This window comes from Frigoribacterium faeni (assembly GCF_011761235.1).
Lineage (GTDB): Bacteria > Actinomycetota > Actinomycetes > Actinomycetales > Microbacteriaceae > Frigoribacterium > Frigoribacterium faeni_A.
In genome coordinates this window covers 1,389,382-1,409,749 of record NZ_JAAOYW010000001.1, presented here as the reverse complement: position 1 = coordinate 1,409,749, position 20,368 = coordinate 1,389,382, and the positions used below count along the sequence as shown (strand labels likewise).

The following is a 20,368-nucleotide window of genomic DNA, read 5'->3' as shown; positions in this document are numbered from 1 at the left end:
GTCCGGCCCGTCGCCCCGGCCTAGCTCAGCGCGCCTCAGCTCAGCTCAGCTCGACGAACAGCGCCGCGACGAACTCGGTGCGCTCGACCATGCCGCCGAGGCTGATCCACTCGTGGCGGGCGTGGGCGCCGCCGCCGACCCCGCCGACGCCGTCGAGCACGGCGCAGCCGAGCGCGGCCGCGAAGTTGCCGTCGCTGGCGCCGCCGACCGACACCTCGCGCAGCTCGAAGCCGAGCCGTTCGGCCACGGCCGCGGCGCGTCCGTAGAGCGCGGCCGTCGCCTCGGTCCGCTCCATCGGCGGACGGTTCCAGCCGCCGGTGACCTGCACGCGCGCGAGCGGGTCGTGCGGTGCGAGGGCGGCGAGCACCTGCTCGACACGGGCGGCCTCGTCGGACGACGTGACCCGCACGTCGACCGACGCCCGGGCGTGACCGGCGCGCACGTTGGTGCGCGTGCCGCCCTGCACGATGCCGACGTTGAGCGAGGTGCCGGCGTCGATGTCGGCCGCCCCGTGCAGCTCGAGCACGACGCGCGCCATCTCGTCGATCGCACTCGCGCCCGACCGCGGGTGCAGCCCGGCGTGCACCTCGACGCCGAACGTCTCGACCTCGAAGATGCCCACGCCCTTGCGGGCGGTCTTGACGGCGCCCTCGGCAGCGGACTCGAAGACGAGCACCGCGCCTCCTCGGGAGACCTCGCGCTCGATCGCGGGACGCGACGCGAGGCTGCCGATCTCCTCGTCGCCGTTGAGCAGCAGGCGCACGCCCGGCCGGGGCAGCCCGAGCGAGTCGGCGGCGGCCAGCGCGTGCCCGAGCTGGATCAGCCCGGACTTCATGTCGAAGACGCCGGGACCCGTCATGCGGTCGCCGTCGATGACGACGGGCCACTCGGCGAGCGTGCCCTCGGCCCAGACGGTGTCGTAGTGGCAGAGCGCCGAGACCCACTCGCTCGACCCGGTCGGCGACGGGTACTCGAGCGTCACGGTGTCGCCGTAGCCCTCGACGGCGTGCACGCGGCGCTCGGCGGGAGGGCCGACCGTGCGGCCGAGCCACTGCTCGATCCAGTCGAGGCCGCGGGCGAGCAGGTCGACGTCGTCGGAGGGCGTCTCGAGCGACGCGTACGACACGAGGTCGGCCACCATCGCCTCACGCCGCTGCTCGATGCGGTCGCGCAGGGCGGGGATGTCGAGGTCTGTCACAGGAGTGCCTCCGGGGGAGCGGGCGGCGGGGACGCCGACGTCGCTCGGCGGGAGGACGCCACCCCAGGGTAGGAGGCGCGGGTCGTCACCGCCCGCCGGTCCCGTCCGCCTGGGGGCGCCCGGTGCCCGCGGGGTCGCTGTGGAGGAGCGACGCATGACCGAGCGGTAGGCCGAGCGGTGCGCCGAGCGGGGACCGGCTCCGGGCCGGGCGCGAGGCGGGCCGGCGCGGTCAGGGAGCGGGCTCGCCCGGGGTGGGAGGCCGCAGCACGACCTGCTCGGCCCCCGCCTTGTCGAGCGTGCCGGGGAAGTTGTACCGACCGAACGCCCCGGTCGGGTCGTGCGGGCTGACCGGCCGGGCGATGGACGACCCGCGGACGACGGCGAGCAGCAGCTCACGACGCTCGTCGTCGAGCACGGGCTCGGCGCGGTCGCGCAGCAGCACCGTCGCCGTGCGCCCCTTCGCCTGCCCGAACTTCAGCAGCAGCCCGGAGCGGTCGTCGTTCTGCAGGGGCACCAGCTCGGCGGAGTCGACCTGCTCGAACGCGACGACCCTGCCCCGGATGCGGAGGCGCCGGCCGGCCACGTCGACCGCGAACGGGCGCGAGAGGCGCAGCACCACGTTCCAGGTGATCGCCGCGACGGTGCTCCAGCCGACGAACCAGATCGGCACCGCGATCGGGCCGAAGAGCTCGACCGGGGAGTCGCCCGACTTCGAGAAGAAGGCGGTCGCGGTGCCCAGCAGCACCGCGACCGGCAGGGCGGTGCGCATCACGCGCAGGAACGCCTGCTGCTTCGGGGCGTCGGCGAACTCGACCCAGGTGGCGTCGGCGTCGGACATGCGGTCGAGGCTACGGGAACCGCCCGGGCCTGGGCCCGGGCACGGCCCCGGGACGGTGACGGGCCCGCCCCGCGGTGTCGGGGGCCGCCGCTACAGTGACGGCGACCCACCCGCCCGGCCCGGGCGACCACCCCGAGCCGACACGACGAGAGGACGACCGTGCGCATCCTGCACACCAGCGACTGGCACCTCGGCCGCACCCTGCACGGGGTCGACCTGCTCGAGCACCAGGCCGCGTTCGTCGACCACCTCGTCGAGGTCGTGGTCGAGCGCGAGGTGCAGGTCGTGGTCGTGGCGGGCGACGTGTACGACCGGGCCGTCCCCTCGGTGCCCAGCGTCCGCCTCCTCGGCTCGGCCCTGCGGCGGCTCAGCGAGCACGCGGTCGTGGTCGTGACGCCGGGCAACCACGACAGCGCGGTGCGGCTCGGCTTCGCCGCCGAGCTGATGCGGCCGGGGCTGCACGTGCTCGCGTCCGTCGAGTCGCTCGACGAGCCGGTCGTGGTCGACGACGAGCACGGGCCGGTCGCCTTCTACGGGCTGCCGTACCTCGACCCCGACACCGTGCGGCACACGCTGGCCCCGGCAGAGGCGGTCGACGGCGAGCGACCGCCGCTGCCGCGGTCGCACGAGGCCGTCGTGGCCGCGGCGATGCAGCGCGTGCGGGCCGACCTGGCCGGGCGCCCCGGCACGCGGTCGGTCGTCGTCGCGCACGCGTTCGTCAGCGGGGGCGAGGCGAGCGAGAGCGAGCGCGACATCCGCGTCGGCGGCGTCGACTCGGTGCCCTCGGCGGTGCTCGACGGGGTCGACTACGTCGCCCTCGGCCACCTGCACGGCGCCCAGCGCATCGGGGCGTCACGGGGCGAGCGGCCGGTGATCCGCTACTCGGGGTCGCCCGTGGCCTTCTCGTTCGGCGAGCTCGGCCACGTCAAGTCGACGGCCCTGGTCGACCTCGACAGCGAAGGAGGCGCCACCGTCGAGCTCGTGCCCGCTCCCGTCCCGCGGCGCCTCGCCGAGGTCACCGACACGCTCGAGCACCTGCTCGACGGCCGTCACGACGCCCTGCGCGACGCGTGGCTGCGCGTGCACGTCACCGACCCCGTGCACCCCGAGCGGCTCTACAGCCGGGTGCGGCAGCACTTCCCGCACGCCCTCGTCGTGCTGCACGAGCCCGTCGGCGCCGTCGACGCCCCGGCGCTGCGGCTCGTCACGGCCGAGACCGACCCGCTCGAGGTGGCCGCCGACTTCGTCGCGTTCGCCTCGGGCGCCGCCGCGACCGACACCGAGCTCGCGGTCGTGCGGCACGCCTACGAGTCCGCCCGCTCCGCCGAGGAGTCCGCGTGAACCTGCACCGCCTGACCTTCCGCGCGATCGGCCCGTACGCCGGCGAGCACACCGTCGACTTCGCCGAGCTCGGCGCGTCCGGCACGTTCTTGCTCGAGGGGCCGACGGGCGCCGGCAAGTCGACGGTCATCGACGCGATCGTCTTCGCGCTGTACGGCTCGCTCGCCGGCGAGGGCGCGAGTCGCGACCGCCTGCGCAGCCACCACGCCGCACCCGAGGTCGAGCCGTTCGTCGAGCTCGTCTTCGAGACGGCGGCGGGCATCCACCGGGTGCGCCGCACCCCTGCCTGGCGTCGGCCGAAGAAGAGCGGCACGGGCACGACCCCGGCGAACGCGACGGCCACGCTGGTGCGCCTGACCTCGCCCGACGCGACCTCGGGCGAGGTCGTCTCGACGAGCACGCAAGAGGTCGGCGGCGAGATCGGCCGCATCCTCGGGCTCAGCCGGCAGCAGTTCGTCCAGACCGTCGTGCTGCCGCAGGGCGAGTTCGCGGCGTTCCTGCGGTCGACGGGCGAAGAGCGGCGCACCATGCTGCAGTCCCTCTTCGGCACCGAGATCTACGAGGCGACGACGGCCCAGCTCGTCGAGGCCCGCCGATCGGCCAACACGGCGGTCGCGGCCGCCGACCACGCGGTCGAGCTCGGCTGGGCGCGACTGCGCGAGGCCGCAGGGGTCGGCGGCGACGACGAGCTGCGCGCCGCCGATGTCGCCCATCTCGCCGTCGCTGACGTTGCTCACGAGGGCGGCGCCCTGGGGGCGAACGATCTCGTCGACGCCGACGGCGCCCTGGGTGCGGACGTGCTGACGGGTCCGGGAGACGCCGAGCCGGCCGGTGCCGCAGCCGCCGCCGCGTCGGGCGACGGCGGGCTGGTGCCGCCGCAGCCGACCTCCGGGCCCCGGGCAGTCCGCGACCTGGCCACGCGCCTCGACGGCGGGCCCGAGTCCGATCCCGACGCCGTCGTCGCCGATCTCTCCGCCGTGGCCGACGCCGCCCTCGCCGCGCGCGACGCCCTCGCCGTGCGACGCGACGAGCGACGGGCCGACCTCGACGCGCGCCGTCGAGTCCGCGACGCCCTCGAGCGCCGGGCCGCGCTGCTCGCCCGGGCGGCGGAGCTCGAGGCGGCCGAGCCAGCCGTGCTCGCCGACCGCGCGAGGCTCGACGCCGCCGCCCGTGCCGACCTCGTGACCGGTGCCGCGCGCGGTGCGGCACGAGCCGAGGAGGCGCGGGGAACGACCGCGGACGAGCTGGCGCGGGCCGTCCGCGCGGCCTCCGTCGCCGGGGTCGCCGCCGCCGGGGACGCAGCCGACGCAGCCGCACCCGATACAGCCGCACCCGATACAGCCGCAGCCGACGCAGCCGACGCAGACGCAGCCGACGCCGGGGTCGCCGCCGCCGGGGACGCAGCCGACGCAGCCGCAGCCGACACAGGCGCAGCCGACGCAGCCGCAGCCGACACAGACTCAGCCGACTCAGACCCGGTCGCCGGGGTCGCCGAGCCGAGTGCTTCCGAGCCGGGCGGCGCAGCCCGTGCGGCCGAGCGCGACGCCCTGCGCTCGGCGCTCGCGGCCGAGCGGGACGCCCTCCGGTCCGAGCTCGCGCTCCTCGCCGAGACGGCTCGCGTCGAGGCCGGGCTGCCTGCCCGACGCTCCGCCGTGGAGGCGACGGAGTCACGGATCGCCGCCCTCGAGCACGCCCGGGGCGCCGCCGAGGCCGAGCTCGCGGCCCGGCCCGCCGCGCGGGGGCAGCTCGTCGACGACCGTGACGCGGCGGCCCGGCGCGTCGGCGGACGCGCGTCGGCCGAGCAGGCCCTGACGATCGCCGAGCAGCGGGTCGCCGCCCTCGACCGGGCGGCCGGGCTCGACCGCGACGCCGAGCAGGCCGCGGCGGCGCTCGCCGGGGCCAGCCGAGACGCGGTGGCCGCGGTCGAGGCGGAGTCGGCGCTCCGCCTGCGCCAGATCGCCGGGGTCGCCGGTCAGCTGGCCACCAACCTCACGACGGGCGACCCCTGCCCGGTCTGCGGCTCCGTCGAGCACCCTGCCCCGGCGGGCCTCACCGACGACCACCCGACGGACGACGACGTCGATGCCGCCGCCGCCCGGGCCCGCGCCGCCCAGGACGTCCAGCGCCGTGCCGGCGAGCTCGCCTCCGCGGCCGAGGCCCGACGCGACGACGCCCGGGCCTCGCTCGGCGACCTCGGACCCGACGCCGCACGGGCCGCCGTCGAGTCCGCCCGCGTCGCGGTCGACGACGCGGTCGCCGCCGAGCAGGTGCTCGCCGCCGCCGAGCGCGCCCTGGTCGAGGTCGACGCCCGCACCGAGCGCGACCGGGCCGCGCTCGCGTCCCTCGTGGCCGAGCACGCGGCGCTCGCCGAGCGGCTGACCGGCGAACGCCGCCGTCTCGACGACGACTCCGCGGTGGTCGAGGTCGCGCTGGCGGGCTCGGCGGGCTCCGTGTCCGACCTCGTCGCGGGCCGACGCCTCCGTGTCGAGGCCGCCGAGCGCCTCCTCGCGGCCGTCGACGCGCACGAGGCCGCCGTCTCCGCCGCGGTCGAGCGTGCCGACGAGCTGTCCGACGCCCTGGCCGAGTCGGGGTTCGCTGATGCGGCCGCGGCAGCTGGGGCCGCCGTGTCGGCCGCCGACCGCGATGCGCTGCGGCGACGCGTCACGAGGCACGAGGCCGACCTGGCCGTGGTGACCTCCGGTCTCGCCGACCCCGCGGTCTCCGGGCTCTCCGGCGACGAGGACGCCGACGTCGACGCCGCCCGGGCCGCCCTGGCCGAGGCCGAGCTCGCGTTCGAGCAGGCCGCCTCCGTCGCGACGCGTCGCGCCGCGAGGGCGTCCGCCTCGACGTCCGCGCTCGACGACCTGCGCCGGGCCCAGCGGGCCGGGGCCGAGGTCGCCGACGGCGCCCGAGCCGTCGTCCGCATGGCCGACCTCGCGAGCGCGACCGGCCAGGCCAACGTCAAGGGCGTGACGCTCGGCACCTACGTGCTGCTGCGTCGCTTCGACGACGTGGTCGCCGCGGCCAGCGCCCGGCTGAGCGTCATGTCGAGCGGACGCTACGCGCTGGAGGCGTCGGACGAGCGCGAGCAGCGGTCACGGTCGCGTCGGGTCGGCCTGGCCCTCTCGATCCGCGACCACGCGACCGACACCACGCGCGACCCCGCCAGCTTCTCGGGCGGCGAGACGTTCTACGCGTCGCTGAGCCTCGCCCTCGGGCTGGCCGACGTCGTGCAGGCCGAGGCCGGCGGGCTCGAGCTCGGCACGCTGTTCGTCGACGAGGGCTTCGGCTCGCTCGACCCCGAGACCCTCGACGCGGTCATGACCGAGCTCGGGCGCCTCTCCGACACCGGTCGGGTCATCGGCATCGTCAGTCACGTCGACGAGCTCAAGCAGCGCATCGCCGACCGCATCGAGGTGCGGCGCCTGCCCGACGGCTCGTCCACCCTGCGCACGACCGTCGGCGCCTAGCGCCGGCCGGCTGCCCGGCCGCCCGGCGGCCGGCCCAGCGCCCGGCCCGGCCAGGTGCCCGGCGGCCAGGCCCGGCCCGGCAGCCCGGCCTGGACAGGCGCCCTGCCGGTCCGGCCCTGCCGGCCCGGCGCCGGCGCCTGGCGCCCGGCCGGCCCGGCACATAGAGAACGGGCGGGTCCGTCGCGACCGGGCGCTCGAGAGCGCCCGGCGGCGACGGACCCGCCCGTCTCGGGGGAGGACCGGTCAGACGACCGGGCCGCCGCCGTCCTGCGTCGAGCGACGCGTGACCTGCTCGCCGTTGGCCGGGTCGACGGCCGTGCGCGACTCGGTCACGGTGCGGCGGCGACGCGTCGCGAAGACGATGCCGAGGATCGTCACGAGGACGCCCGCCGCGATGAGGATGTAGCCGATCAGCTGGATGTCGATGCCCGCGACCTGGAAGTCCAGGGCGTACGCGAGGATCGCGCCGATCACGATCAAGGCGATTCCGCCGCCGATGCTCATGGTGTCTCCTTCGTCAGCGGGGGACCGTCCACCGCGGAGGGCCACGCTACTGACGGCGCGCCTCCTTCGTCACCCCCACCTTCGGGACGCCCCGGCGCGGGCCTCCCGCCGTCGACCGGCAGGGCGCCCCGTGAGGTCGCGGGGCAGCCCGGCGACGGCCCGGAGCAGGCCGGTACAGGTACGACGGTCGTCGCGCAACCACTCCCGCGTGGCCCCGTCCAGGCGGTATCCTCGTGTCACTTCGGCGGGTACCCGGCCCTGGAGTCCCTTTCAGCGACGACCGTCGCTCGTGTTTCCCGGTGTGGGACACGGGGCCGGGTCCGTCGGAGCCCCCGGCACGACCAGCCCGGCACACGCCCCCGGCACGACCAGCCCGGCACACGCCCCCGGCACGACCAGCCCGGCACACGCCCTCCGGCACGACCAGCCCGGCACACGCCCCCGGCACGCCGCCCCGCCTCACCCCTCGGCCGTCGTCGCCCCGTGCAGCAGCTCGAGCGCGGCCCGGGCGCCCGCGGCGTCGAGCTGCCCCGGTGCGCTCGCCCCGTCGGCCGTCGCCGCCGCGAAGGTCAGGCACGACCCGAACGTCTCGCCGACGAGCCGCGACGCCGCCCCGAGCGGCCCCATCGACATGGTGACCGCGGGCACGAGCCCGGCCCCCGAGCGGAAGTCGTCCGTCGCCGCGAGCAGCGCGAGCACGTCGGCGGGGGTCGACGGCATGACGGCGAGCTTGACGACGTCGGCGCCGTGCTCCTGCTGCTGCAGCAGGCGGGAGAGCATCTCGGCCCGGGGAGGCGTGCCCGCGAAGTCGTGCGACGACATGACGACCGCGACGCCGGCGTGGTGGGCCGTCTCGACGACCGACTCGAGCACGTCGGGCTGCGTGTACATCTCGACGTCGACCGCGTCGACGACCCCGTCGCGGATCGTGCGGACGAGCAGGTCGCCGTACTCGTCGGGCGTGATGTCGCGGTCGCCGCCCTCCTGCTTGGTGCGGAACGTGAACAGCACCGGCACGTCGCCGGGCAGGGCGGCGCGCACGGCGGCGACGGCCTCGCGCACCTTCTCGGGGTCGTCGACGGCGGTCAGGTGGTCGACGCGCAGCTCGACGAGGTCGTAGGAGGAGCGGGTCAGGGAGGCGGCCGCGTCGCCGAGCGCCGAGGCGGTGCGGGCCACGAGGGGCACGCACACGGCGGGCCGGCCGTCGCCCAGCACGAGCGACCGCAGCGCGACGGGCTGGGGCGTCGGGCGCACGTCAGGCCCCCACGGGCGACGACGCCGGGACGACGGACCCGACCGCGGGCAGGCCGACGGCGGCGCGCATCGCGGTGCGCACGCGGTCCTCGTCGTCGAGCCGCACCTCCTGCGGGAGTCCCGTGAACAGCCGCACCTGCGACACGGCCTGCTCGAAGAGCATGTCGAGCCCGCTGAAGGTGGTGCCGCCGTCGGCCGCCCAGCGCGAGGCGACCTGCGTCGGCCACGGCTCGTAGGCGACGTCGAAGAGCACCGACGACGAGCTCCGCGGGCGCAGGGGCAGCTCGTCGGCGACGCCGCCGGGCAGCGTGCTGATGACGAAGTCGAGCGGCCCGAGCGCGGCGAGCTCGGTGAGCGGCGCGACGCTGATGTCGCAGCCGAGCTCGCAGGCCAGCGACGTCAGCTCGCCCGCGCGCATCGGGTTGCGGAGGTGCACCGAGAACGACCGGGCGCCGAGCTGCCACGCGGCGCGCATCGCCGAGGAGGCGGTCGCCCCGCCCCCGAGGATCGTCGCGCTGGCCGGGCGCGCGTCGTGGTGCGCCTCGACGGTGCGGACGATCCCGTCGACGTCGGTGTTGTGGCCGTGCAGGCGGCCGTCGTCGTCGACGACGACGGTGTTGGCGACGCCGAGCGACTCCGCGAGCGGCGACAGGGTGTCGAGCAGGGGGAGCACCTCGCGCTTCAGGGGCATCGTCAGGCTGAGGCCGCGCCAGGCGGGGGCGTCGTGCCCGGCGGCGGGGGCGCGGCGGCCGAGCCGCTGCTCGTCGAGGCCCTGCTCGTCGAAGAACTGCCCGAGCTCGCCCGAGGTCACCTCTGCGCGGTCGTACTGCCAGTCGAGCCCGAGCTCCGCGTAGGCCGCCCGGTGCAGGGCAGGCGACAGGGAATGGGCGATCGGCGAGCCGAGCACGGCGAGGCGACGGGGAGCAGCGGACAAATCGGGCACCTCTCTGGCGGACGGACGCGACACAGTATGCCCGGAGCCCCTGAGCCGACGCCGCAGCTCCCGGCAGTGCACCTGCCCCGGGCGACGGCGACCCGCCGCACCCCGGCCCCGTCCGCACCCGTGGCAGCATCGGGGGATGCAGATCCGCGCCTTCCGTCCGGCCGACACCGACGCCGTCGTCGCCCTCTGGCACGAGTGCGGCCTGACCCGCCCGTGGAACGACCCGCACCGCGACATCGAGCGCAAGCTCGCCGTGCAGCCCGAGATGTTCCTCGTCGGCACCGAGCCCGCCGAACCCGTCGACCCCGTCGAGCCCGCCGACACCGCCGACCCCGACGGCACGGCCGAGGAGGTGGTCGTCGCGACCGCCATGGCCGGTCACGAGGGCCATCGCGGCTGGCTCTGGTACATCGCCGTCGCGCCCTCGCACCGCGGCGGCGGGCGGGCCCGCCAGATCGTGGCCGAGGCCGAGCGCCTGCTGCTCGAGGCCGGCTGTCCCAAGGTGCAGCTCATGGTGCGGGCGGGCAACGACTCCGCGGAGGCGACGTGGGGCAGCCTCGGCTACGAGGCCTCCGACGTGGTCGTCTACGGCAAGCGCCTCGTCGAGGACTGACGCGAGCCGACCGGCCAGCCCGTCCTGATCCGCCCCTCAGCTCAGTCGAGCGCCAGCAGCGCCGCCGCGCCCAGGGCCAGCACGAGCCCGACGACCTGCGACCGGGTCAGCCGCTCGCGCAGCACGACGGCCGCGAGCACGACGGTCGCCGCCGAGTAGAGCGCGGTCAGCACGCTCATCACGGTGAGGTCGCCGAGCCGCAGCCCGACGAGGATCAGCACGTTCGCCCCGCTGTCGGCGACGCCGCAGGCGAGCGCCAGCGCGAGGGCGCGACGCAGGGGGAGGAGGGGCGGGGCGTCCTGGTCGACCGGCACCGCACCTCCTCGGCTCGCCTCGGTCGGAGGGACGCGACCGGCCTCCGGCGAGACCGCCGCCCCCCGCCGACGCATCCGCCCGACCAGCACGAGCACCAGCACCGCCCCGCCGGTCAGCACCACGTTCGCGGTCCGGTTGGCGACGAGCGGCACGAGCCCCGAGTCGGCCGGCGTCCGGTCGAGGAACACGAGCACGAGGCCGATCCCCGCCCCCGCGCCGAGCGCCATGAGCAGGCCGCGCAGGCTGGGCCGCGGCGCGGACGGGTCGGGCACGAAGCCGACGAGCACGACGGCGACGAGGGCGAGCGCGATGCCGGCCCAGCCCGCGCCTCCCAGCCGGGACCCCTGTGCGAGGCCGACCCCGACCGGCACGACCGCCGAGACGACGGCCGTCAGCGGCGACAGCACGCTCATCGGCCCGAGCGCGAGGCACGCGTAGAGCAGCGCGAGCGCGATCGCCCCCGCGACGCCGCTGAGCAGGCCCCAGCCGACGGCCGCCGTCGAGGAGGTGCCGGGCACGACGAGCAGCAGCACGGCGAGCAGCACGAGGCCGCTCGCGGCGGCGAGGGCGGTGACCCGCAGCGGGGCGATGCGCCGGGCCGCGAGACCGCCGAGGAAGTCGGCCGACCCGTAGGAGGCGGCGGCCAGCAAGCCGAGGACGGCGGTGATCACGGCGACTCCAGGAGGTGCGGCACGGGCCAGGACGACAGCTGTCGCCCCAGGGGACGACCGTCGCGTTAACAACGGATGACGATGCGGCGGGAGGCCTTGTCGGACTCCCAACTGGATCTTATGGTCGTGGGGGCCGTCCCTCGACCGGGGGCCAGGCCGCCGGGGCCCCTCGAGCCCCTCCGACCCCCAGCACACAGGAGACACACCCGTCATGCGCCCCCGCCTCCCTGCCACACCCCAGTCCGAGAGCGGAGGCCGGCGACGACGCCGCGCCGCCCTCTCGTTCGTCGCCGTCAGCACGCTCGGCCTCGGCGTGCTCGTCGCGGCCCCGGCCGCACAGGCCGTCCCGCTCACCGTCGACGTGGTCGGCATCAACGACTTCCACGGCCGCATCGAGCCCGACGACGGGGTCGGCCGCAACACGACCATCGGCGGCGCGGTGTCGCTCGCGGGCGCGGTCGACGCCGTGCGGGCGTCGAACCCCGACACCCTGTTCGTCTCGTCCGGCGACAACATCGGCGCCTCGACGTTCACGTCGTTCATCCAGGACGACGAGCCCACCCTCGACGCCCTCAACTCGATCGGCCTCGACGTGTCGGCGGCCGGCAACCACGAGTTCGACAAGGGCCAGGACGACCTCCTGGGCCGGGTGACCGAGAACAGCGAGTTCCCGTACGTCGCCGCGAACGTCATGCGCGGCACCGAGCACGCGCTCCCGCCGTACGCCGTCAAGACCACGGAGAGCGGTGTGCGCGTCGCCTTCATCGGCGCGGTGACCGAGTCGATGCCGACGCTCGTGTCGCCGGACGGCATCGCGGGCCTCACCTTCACCCCGATCGTGCCGGCCGTCAACGCCGCCGCCGACGAGATCGTCGCGACCGACGCGGCCGACGCCATCGTGCTGCTCGTGCACGAGGGCGCGGCCGACGCCACGCCCGCCGCGATCGGCGGCGACAGCGCCTTCGGCGAGATCGCGCGCGGCGTCAGCCCCGACGTCTCGGCGATCCTGTCGGCGCACACGCACGCCTCGTACAACACGACGGTCGTGCCCGACGACAGCACCGTGCCGCGTCCCGTCGTGCAGACGGGCAGCTACGGCGCGTTCCTCGGCCACCTCCAGCTGACGTTCGACCCGACCTCGGTAGGTGCGCCGCGCGACACCGTGAGGGCCACCCTGCTGCCGCAGCAGAAGCTGTTCGGCTACGCGCCCGGCCCGAACCCCGACATCAAGGGCATCGTGTCCCGGGCGGTCGCCGTCGCGAACGAGCGCGGCGACGACCCGGTCGGCACCATCGGCGGCGACTTCCTCCGCGCCTTCACCGGCAGCACCGAGAACCGCGGCGGCGAGTCGACCCTCGGCAACTTCGTCGCCGACGTGCAGCTCTGGTCGACGCGCGACAAGGGCGCCCAGCTGGCGCTGATGAACCCGGGCGGGCTCCGCACCGACCTGCTCTACGACGCCGAGACGGGCGGGGTCATCGACTACCGGTCCGTCGCCCTCGTGCAGCCGTTCGCCAACACCCTCGTGGTGGTCGACATGACCGGGGCCGAGATCAAGGCCGTGCTCGGGCAGCAGTACCAGCCCACGGTCACGGCTCGTCCGTTCCTCAAGCTGGGCACGTCCGAGGGCCTCGCCTACACCTACGACCCCTCGGCCACGGGCGGCTTCGCCGTCACGAGCGCGTCGCTCGACGGCGAGCCCCTCGTCGACGACACCGTCTACAAGGTGACGACGAACTCGTTCCTCGCGACGGGCGGCGACGGCTTCACCGCGTTCGCCAACGGCCGCGCGCACGCCGACAGCGGCCAGGTCGACCTGCAGAGCCAGGTCGACTACTTCGCCGACCAGACGGAGAAGGGGCTCGTCCCGACCCCGGACTTCGCCGTCCGCTCGCTGGGCGTCACGGCGACCGAGGCGCCCGAGGGCGGCTTCGGGGCCGGCCAGCAGGTCGAGCTCGACCTCTCGTCGCTCGTCATGAGCCAGGCGGCGCCCGACCAGGCCGACCCGGTCACCGTGACCGCGTCCCTCGACGGCGTCGAGGTCGCGACCTCGACCGTCGACACCGCGGCGACCCCGTTGTTCGACGAGCAGGGTGTCGCCACGCTCACGGTCACCGTGCCCGAGGGCGTCACCGCCCCCGAGGCGGGCCCCGTCACGCGCTCGCTGCGCATCGCGGTGGCCGGGACGGGCACCGAGATCGACGTGCCGGTCGTCCTCGCGGCCGCGGCGGCCCCGGTCGTCGTCGAGCCGGTGCCGGGTGAGCCGGTCGACCCGTCCGACCCGTCCGACCCGGCCGCGCCCGGCACCGGCGGCGGCACGGCTCCCGGCACGGGCACCGGCACCGGCGCGGGTGCGGGCACCGGTTCGGGCACGGGCTCGACCCCGACCGTCACCGCCGGGGGCGACCTCGCCTTCACCGGCTCGGACGCCGCCACGACCGGGCTCCTCGCAGCACTCGTGCTGATGCTGGCCGGGGCCGGTGCGCTCACGGCCACGCGCCTCCGTCGTCGTCGCGCCCTGACGGCCGAGACCGAGGACTCGACCACGGTCTGACGCCGCCCGCACGACCCCGCGGCCCGGTCGCACCTGCTCAGGTGCGGCCGGGCCGCGGGCGTTAATCTCGGGGGCGTGACCCCCGCCTCCTCCGAGTACCACCGGCTGTTCCGCACCCTGCCGACCTACCGGTGGTGGCGGCCGCTCGTCGCCGTGGCGGCCGGGGCGCTGCTCTACGTCGCGCTCGCGAACGCGGTGGTGCTGGCGATCTACACGGTCATCCGCGCCGTCGGCGGGCAGGAGCTCGCGGCGACGGTCGCGCAGGGCCTCCGCGACGACCGGCTCGACGCCTCCCAGCCGCTCGTCCTGCTGCTGACGCTGTCGTCGATCGCCACCCTGCTGCCGTCGGTGCTGCTCGCGACGAGGCTCGCCGGCCTCGGGCGGCCCGGGCAGCTCTCGAGCGTCGCGGGCCGGCTGCGCTGGCGCTGGATGCTCCGCACCGTGCCCGCGGGGCTCGTGCTCATGGCGCTGACCGTGGGCCTCAGCTACCTCGTCGTGCCGCCCCTCACGGGCCAGGCGATCCGCACGGGGCCGGTGACCACCCCGCCGTCGACGCTCGTCTGGTCGGTGCTGGTGATCGTCCTGCTGGTGCCGCTCCAGGCCTCCGGCGAGGAGTACGTCTACCGCGGCTTCGCGACCCAGGCCCTCGGGTCGTGGGTCGCCTGGCCCGTGGTCGCGATCGTCGTGCCGACGGTCGCCTTCGCGCTCTCGCACGCGTACAACCCGTGGGGCGTGCTCGACGTGGCGGTGTTCGGGGTCGCCGCGGCGTGGCTGACCTGGCGCACCGGGGGCCTCGAGGCCGCGATCGTCGGGCACGTGCTCAACAACACGGTGCTGTTCCTGCTGCTGGCGCCGTTCGCGGGCACCGAGGCGAGCGACGGCAGCCCGCTGGGCCTCGCCGTCACGGTCGTCTGCACGCCGGTCTGGGCGTGGCTGGTGACCCGGGCCTTCCACAGGTCGGGCGAGCGTCGCACCTCCCCGGGCGTTCCCGGGGCAGGCCCCGTCCCCGAGGAGGCGCGGGTCGGCTGAGCCTGTCGGCCCGGCCTCCTAGACTCGTCGCGTGACCGACGCCGCAGCCCCCTCCGCCCCCGCCGCGCCTCCCTCGACGCAGCCCGCCGGGGCCCCGCTCGAGGTGCTGCAGCGCGTGTTCGGCTACGACGCGTTCCGCGGCGACCAGGCCGCGATCATCGACCAGGTGGTCGGCGGCGGCGACGCCCTCGTGCTCATGCCCACCGGCGGCGGCAAGTCGCTCTGCTACCAGGTGCCGGCCCTCGTGCGGCAGGGCACCGGCGTGGTGGTCTCGCCGCTCATCGCCCTCATGCAAGACCAAGTCGACGCCCTCGAGGCCGTCGGCGTGCGGGCGTCGTTCCTCAACTCGACGCAAGATCCCGACCAGCGCCGCGCGGTCGAGCAGGCCTTCGTCTCGGGCGAGCTCGACATGCTCTACCTCGCGCCCGAGCGGCTCAAGCTCGACTCGACGAAGTCGCTGCTCGACCGCGGCCAGGTGTCGCTGTTCGCCATCGACGAGGCGCACTGCGTGGCGCAGTGGGGGCACGACTTCCGGCCCGACTACCTCGAGCTGTCGGTGCTGCACGAGCGCTGGCCCGACGTGCCGCGCATCGCCCTGACGGCGACCGCGACCGAGACGACGCACCGCGAGATCTCGCGGCGGCTCGAGCTCGACGACGCGGCGCACTTCGTCGCCGACTTCGACCGGCCCAACATCCAGTACCGCATCGAGGCGAAAGACGGGCCGCAGCAGCAGCTGCTCCGCTTCATCCGTGCCGAGCACGACGGCGACGCGGGCATCGTGTACTGCCTCTCGCGCAAGTCGGTCGAGGGCACGGCCGAGTTCCTCGTCAAGCAGGGCATCGCGGCGCTGCCGTACCACGCGGGCCTCGACGCCGGCACGCGGGCGCGCAACCAGTCGCGGTTCCTCCGCGAGGACGGCATCGTCATGGTCGCGACCATCGCCTTCGGCATGGGCATCGACAAGCCCGACGTGCGCTTCGTCGCCCACCTCGACCTGCCCAAGTCGGTCGAGGGCTACTACCAAGAGACGGGGCGAGCGGGCCGCGACGGCCTGCCGTCGACCGCCTGGCTCGCCTACGGCCTGCAGGACGTGATGCAGCAGCGGCGCATGATCGACCAGTCCGAGGGCGACGCCGAGCACCGTCGCAAGCTCAGCGCGCACCTCGACGCCATGCTCGCGCTCTGCGAGACGGTCGAGTGCCGTCGGGTGCAGCTGCTCGGCTACTTCGGGCAGGCGAGCACGCCGTGCCACAACTGCGACACCTGCCTGAACCCGCCGCAGGCGCTCGACGGCACCGTGCCGGCGCAGAAGCTGCTGTCGACGATCGTGCGGCTCAAGCGCGAGCGCAACCAGCAGTTCGGGGCCGGTCAGGTCATCGACATCCTGCTCGGGCGCACCACGCCCCGCATCACCCAGAACCGGCACGAGCAGCTGTCGACCTTCGGCATCGGCACCGAGCTCAGCGAGATCGAGTGGCGCGGCGTCGTGCGCCAGCTGCTGGCGCAGGGGGTGCTCGCGGTCTCGCCCGACGGGTACGGCACCCTGCTCATCACCGACGCGGCGGCCGAGGTGCTCTCGGGGGCGAAGCAGGTCCGGCTCCGCAAGGAGCCCGAGAAGGCCCCGCGCGTCCGCGGAGCCCGGGGCTCGTCGGGCTCGTCGGCCCGCGGCTCGCGGAGCGGGTCGGGCGCCGCCGACCTCGACGCGGCCGACGTGCCGCTGTTCGAGACGCTGCGCCAGTGGCGTGCCGGCATCGCGAAGGCGCAGGGCGTGCCTGCCTACGTCGTCTTCGGCGACGTGACCCTGCGCGCCGTCGCGTCGAGCCGCCCCGGCTCGATCGGCGAGCTCGCCGGCATCAGCGGCGTCGGCCAGAAGAAGCTCGACTCGTACGGGCAGCAGGTCCTCGACGTCGTCGCCGGCGTCGCCCCCGAGGAGGCGGCGGCCCGGGCGGCCGAGGCCGGAGCCGGTGCGGACGACGGTGCGGCCGGGGCCGGGGCCGGGGCCTCGGCGGGGGCCGGCGGCGCCGGCGGTCGCGGTGGTCGCGGTGCTGGGGTCGGTGCCGGCACTGCCGGCGCCCGGGCCGGCGCGGCAGCCGGAGGCGCTGCGGGCTCTGGCGCGCGTCGCGGTGCGCCCTCGACGGCGTCGGCTCCGTCGGAGCCCGACCCCTTCCCGTTCGACGACGAGCCGCCGTACGACCCCTACGACGAGTCCGTCCCGCCCGACGACTGGCGCTGACGCCCGCGGAGCACCCCGGCGAGCCGCCGTTGCCGGGGACACCGACGCCGACACCGACGCCGACGCCGACGCCGACGCACAGCCCTGCCCGCACAGCCCTGCCCGCACAGCCCTGCCCGCACAGCCCTGCCCGCACAGCCCTGCCCGCACAGCCCCGCCCTCGCAGCTGCGCCCACACAGCTCTGCCCGCAAGCTGCCGCAAATGCCGACCGATCAGCCCCGGGGCGCGTCACAACAGGGGGAAAAGCCCGTATTGCAGGCTCCGAGGTCGGCATTTGCGACGAGGTCGTGCTCGCGAAGGCCCACGTCGACGCCGTGCCGCACGTCGCGACGTCGACCCCGCGCCGTCTGCGACGCGCGGCAGGCCGACCAGGACGACCGGGGCTAGAGCCGCGCCGACCCGTCACGTGCGAGGTCCGACGCGCTCGCCTCGGGCGCGGCGGCCGACGTCGCCGCCGAGACAGCCGCCGACACGGCGGCGGCGGGCACCACGGCCGCCCGGCGGGCGGCGCGGTCCGCGCTCGCCGCACCAGCACCAGCACCCGCAGCGGCGCGGTCCGCGCCCGCCGCACCGGCGCCGCCGGGCACCACGGTCACCGGGGCCGTCGGCGTCCGCCGTTCGGACACCGGCCCGGCCGACCCGAGCTGCAGCTCGACCGTGCGCTGCGCGAGCAGCACCAGCCCGACGATCAGCGCCACCATGGCGCCGAAGCCGCCGATGAACGGGCCGTCGCCGACGCGCGTCACGTAGGCCGCCGTCAGCAGCACCGCGCTCGCGACGGGAGTGGTCAGGTACGCGGCCTGCACCGGGACGAGCGGCACCGCTCCTCCTCGGGTGCCCTGCACGCGCAGGGCGACGAGCAGCAGCGCGACCGCCGTGAAGAGGGCGCCGGCGATCCCGTAGAGCACGGTCGCGGTGAGGGGGGCTAAGGTGCCGGCGGGCCCGGCGTGCAGCGCGCCGAGCACGGACAGCACCGCGAACCCGGCGTGCCAGACGGGGGCGAGCATCCACGCGACGCGGGGGGCGCCTCCGGCGGGCAGCGGCAGGAGTCCCTCGGACGGGCCGTCCGCGATCAGGCCGTCGGCAGGCCCGGATCGCTCAACGCCGCCACGGACCGCCAGGCCCGCCTCCGCGCCGCCGCCTGCCCGGCGTCGCCGCCGTGCGTCCCCGAGCGTCAGCCCCCGCTGCGCCCCTGTGCCCCGTCTGGTCCCCACGCGGTGAGCATAGGGAGGGCCCTGACGGCCCACAATCCTCCCTGAGGGGGACACCCGTCGTACCCGCAACGGGCGGTCCCGGGCGAGCCGGACCGCGTCGCCGCTCACCCGTCCGGCACCCGCAGGGGGCACCCGTCGAGCCTCCGCGGGGGCCACCCCGCAGACCAGGACAACCCCGGGGGCCAGCCCCGCACACGCGCTCACCCCGCACCCCCGCGCGCCCGCCCACCACGCACCCCGCGCGCCCACCAAGCACCCCCGCCCGCCCCGCATGCCCGCCCCGGCATGCACCGTCCGGCACAGTGGAGGCGTGCTCACCTCCCTCAGCCGTGCCGCGCTCGTGCCCCTCGTCCGGCTGCTCTGGCGCCCGAAGGTCGTCGGTCGCCGCAACGTCCCCCGTCGGGGAGCCGTCATCCTCGCCAGCAACCACCTCTCGTTCATGGACAGCGTCGTCATCACGCTGATGGCTCCCCGCGAGGTCTCGTTCCTCGCCAAGAACGCGTACTTCACCGGCACCGGCGTGAAGGGCCGGCTCCGTCGCGCGTTCTTCTCGGGCATCGGCGCGATCGGCGTCGAGCGCGGGGCGGGGGCCGCGGCCCAGCAGGCCCTCGACCTGGGCCTCGGCCGCCTCACAGAGGGGCACGCCTTCGCGATCTACCCCGAGGGCACCCGCTCGCTCGACGGCCGCCTGTACCGCGGCCGCACCGGGGTCGCCTGGCTGGCGCTCACGAGCGGCGCACCCGTCGTCCCCGTGGCGCTGACCGGCACGCAGGAGCTGCAGCCGGCCGGCACGACCGTCCCGCGCCTCCGTCGCTTCACGGTCGAGTTCGGCGAGCCGATCGACCTGTCGCACCACGGCGAGGCCACGTCGGGCCGCGCGCGTCGTCACGCGACCGACGAGGTCATGGCCGCGATCCAGCGCCTCAGCGGGCAGGAGCAGGCGGGCGCCTACAACGAGCCGCCCGCGCCCTCCGTCGTCGCGCGGGTCCGGCGGGCGATCCGACGCGACCCCCTCGGCACGGGCGAGGTCGACTGACCCGGCCCGCGCCTCCTGCGCTCGTCGAGGAGGCGCGCCTCGGCTCCCGCCGGATGCTCGCGTCCACGGGCCTAGGGGCAGCCGAGGAGGCGCGTCCCGCGTCCCGGCGACGGTCGCGACGGCCGTCGGGCACGTCCACCGCGACGCGGCGTACGGTCGACCGCGGCGGCCCGGAGGCCGCCCACACGACGACGCGGCCCGGCGAGACGCCCGGCCGCCGACAAGGAGCAGGCGCATGAAGGTCGCGGTACTCGGCACGGGGATCATGGGGCAGGGCGTCGTCCGGACGCTGCTGCGCGAGGGACACGACGTCACGGCGTGGAACCGCACCCGGGCCAAGGCCGAGCCGCTCGCCGACGACGGGGCGACCGTCGCCGACACCGCCCGCGAGGCCGTCGCCGGGGCCGAGGTCGTCGTCACGGTGCTCTTCGACGGCGAGGCCGTGCTGAGCGTCCTGCGCGAGGCGACCGAGACCGGCGCAGGGAGCGACACCGGCGAGCGGACCGAGACCGGCGAGGCGAGCGAGACCGGCGAGGCCGGGCCGGTCTGGGTCCAGGCCAGCACGATCGGCGCCGCCGACACCGCCCGCGTGGTCGACCTGGCCGCCGAGCGCGGCGTCCCCCTCGTCGAGGCGATGATGCTCGGCACGAAGAAGCCCGCCGAGACCGGGGCGCTCGTCATGCTCGCCGCCGGCGACGCCGACCTGCTCGCCCGTGCGCGGCCCGTGCTCGACGCGATGGGCGCGAAGACGATCGCGGCCGGCGACACGGTCGGCCAGGGCACGGCCCTGAAGCTCGCCGCCAACGCCTGGATCGCCTCCGTGACGGCCGCGACCGCCCAGTCGATCTCGCTGGCGCAGTCGCTCGGGCTCGACCCGCAGCTGTTCCTCGACGCGATCGAGGGCGGTCAGTCCGACACCCCCTACGCGCACCTCAAGGGCGCGACGATGATCGCGGGGGAGTACCCGGCGCAGTTCGCGCTCGACGGCCTCCGCAAGGACCTGGCGCTCATGCACGAGGCCGCCGACGGCACCGGGTTCGACACCTCGCTGCTGACCGCCCTCGCCGGCCTGTACGGCACGGCGGCCGAGCGCGGGCACGGCGGCGACGACGTCGCGGCGGTCCGCACGGCGTTCACCGACTGACCGCCGC

15 protein-coding genes are annotated in these 20,368 nt (G+C 76.0%); 8 read left to right on the top strand and 7 right to left on the bottom strand.

Translation table 11 applies throughout. The features are described 5' to 3' along the window. Nucleotides 1-40: 40 nt before the first annotated feature. Together FHR78_RS06470 and FHR78_RS06465 are read right to left on the bottom strand one after the other, a co-directional pair. Complete coding sequence (locus FHR78_RS06470; protein WP_208392771.1) at nt 41-1,198, bottom strand: M20/M25/M40 family metallo-hydrolase; 1,158 nt, start codon at nt 1,196-1,198, stop codon at nt 41-43. 229 nt (nt 1,199-1,427) lie between these two features. Continuing rightward, the gene (locus FHR78_RS06465) at nt 1,428-2,036 is read right to left on the bottom strand and encodes a hypothetical protein (protein WP_166759593.1); all 609 of its coding nucleotides are present in this window, start codon (nt 2,034-2,036) and stop codon (nt 1,428-1,430) included. A 159-nt stretch (nt 2,037-2,195) separates the two neighbouring features. Here FHR78_RS06465 and FHR78_RS06460 point away from each other — a divergent pair, with 159 nt between their 5' ends. Together FHR78_RS06460 and FHR78_RS06455 are read left to right on the top strand one after the other, a co-directional pair. Next, nucleotides 2,196-3,377 (top strand): exonuclease SbcCD subunit D C-terminal domain-containing protein, encoded by a 1,182-nt coding sequence (locus FHR78_RS06460; protein ID WP_166759592.1) that lies wholly within the window; start codon nt 2,196-2,198, stop codon nt 3,375-3,377. After that, entirely contained in the window at nt 3,374-6,847 is a 3,474-nt protein-coding gene (locus FHR78_RS06455) for an AAA family ATPase (protein WP_166759591.1), read from the top strand. Before FHR78_RS06460 ends, FHR78_RS06455 begins: the two co-directional genes overlap by 4 nt. A gap of 243 nt (nt 6,848-7,090) precedes the next feature. On the opposite strand, the gene FHR78_RS06450 is transcribed toward FHR78_RS06455, so the two are convergent. The 3 genes from FHR78_RS06450 to FHR78_RS06440 form a co-directional block, all read right to left on the bottom strand. Next, nucleotides 7,091-7,351, bottom strand: a complete 261-nt coding sequence (locus FHR78_RS06450; protein WP_166759590.1) for a DUF6458 family protein — start codon at nt 7,349-7,351, stop codon at nt 7,091-7,093. A gap of 459 nt (nt 7,352-7,810) precedes the next feature. Continuing rightward, nucleotides 7,811-8,605, bottom strand: a complete 795-nt coding sequence (gene aroD / locus FHR78_RS06445) for a type I 3-dehydroquinate dehydratase (RefSeq protein WP_166759589.1) — start codon at nt 8,603-8,605, stop codon at nt 7,811-7,813. 1 nt (nt 8,606) lies between these two features. Then, a complete protein-coding gene (locus FHR78_RS06440) occupies nt 8,607-9,548 on the bottom strand; it encodes a shikimate dehydrogenase family protein (RefSeq protein ID WP_432207139.1) in 942 nt (313 codons plus the stop codon). Between the two features lie 136 nt (nt 9,549-9,684). Here FHR78_RS06440 and FHR78_RS06435 point away from each other — a divergent pair, with 136 nt between their 5' ends. Beyond that, nucleotides 9,685-10,161, top strand: coding sequence for a GNAT family N-acetyltransferase (locus FHR78_RS06435; protein ID WP_166759587.1), 477 nt, complete (start codon nt 9,685-9,687; stop codon nt 10,159-10,161). A 41-nt stretch (nt 10,162-10,202) separates the two neighbouring features. Here FHR78_RS06435 and FHR78_RS06430 read toward each other — a convergent pair whose 3' ends face one another. Continuing rightward, nucleotides 10,203-11,147 (bottom strand): EamA family transporter, encoded by a 945-nt coding sequence (locus tag FHR78_RS06430; protein WP_166759586.1) that lies wholly within the window; start codon nt 11,145-11,147, stop codon nt 10,203-10,205. A gap of 211 nt (nt 11,148-11,358) precedes the next feature. Here FHR78_RS06430 and FHR78_RS06425 point away from each other — a divergent pair, with 211 nt between their 5' ends. From FHR78_RS06425 to recQ, 3 genes are all read left to right on the top strand, one after another. Beyond that, complete coding sequence (locus FHR78_RS06425) at nt 11,359-13,701, top strand: bifunctional metallophosphatase/5'-nucleotidase (RefSeq protein ID WP_166759585.1); 2,343 nt, start codon at nt 11,359-11,361, stop codon at nt 13,699-13,701. A gap of 75 nt (nt 13,702-13,776) precedes the next feature. Further along, nucleotides 13,777-14,730, top strand: a complete 954-nt coding sequence (locus FHR78_RS15595) for a CPBP family glutamic-type intramembrane protease (protein ID WP_166759584.1) — start codon at nt 13,777-13,779, stop codon at nt 14,728-14,730. 31 nt (nt 14,731-14,761) lie between these two features. After that, nucleotides 14,762-16,966, top strand: a complete 2,205-nt coding sequence (gene recQ / locus FHR78_RS06415; RefSeq protein WP_166759583.1) for a DNA helicase RecQ — start codon at nt 14,762-14,764, stop codon at nt 16,964-16,966. Nucleotides 16,967-17,350: 384 nt separating this feature from the next. Here recQ and FHR78_RS06410 read toward each other — a convergent pair whose 3' ends face one another. After that, a complete protein-coding gene (locus tag FHR78_RS06410) occupies nt 17,351-18,181 on the bottom strand; it encodes a hypothetical protein (RefSeq protein WP_166759582.1) in 831 nt (276 codons plus the stop codon). Nucleotides 18,182-18,452: 271 nt separating this feature from the next. Here FHR78_RS06410 and FHR78_RS06405 point away from each other — a divergent pair, with 271 nt between their 5' ends. Both FHR78_RS06405 and FHR78_RS06400 read left to right on the top strand, forming a co-directional pair. After that, complete coding sequence (locus FHR78_RS06405) at nt 18,453-19,217, top strand: lysophospholipid acyltransferase family protein (protein ID WP_166759581.1); 765 nt, start codon at nt 18,453-18,455, stop codon at nt 19,215-19,217. 235 nt (nt 19,218-19,452) lie between these two features. Further along, complete coding sequence (locus FHR78_RS06400) at nt 19,453-20,361, top strand: NAD(P)-dependent oxidoreductase (RefSeq protein WP_166759580.1); 909 nt, start codon at nt 19,453-19,455, stop codon at nt 20,359-20,361. The last annotated feature ends 7 nt before the right edge of the window (nt 20,362-20,368 follow it).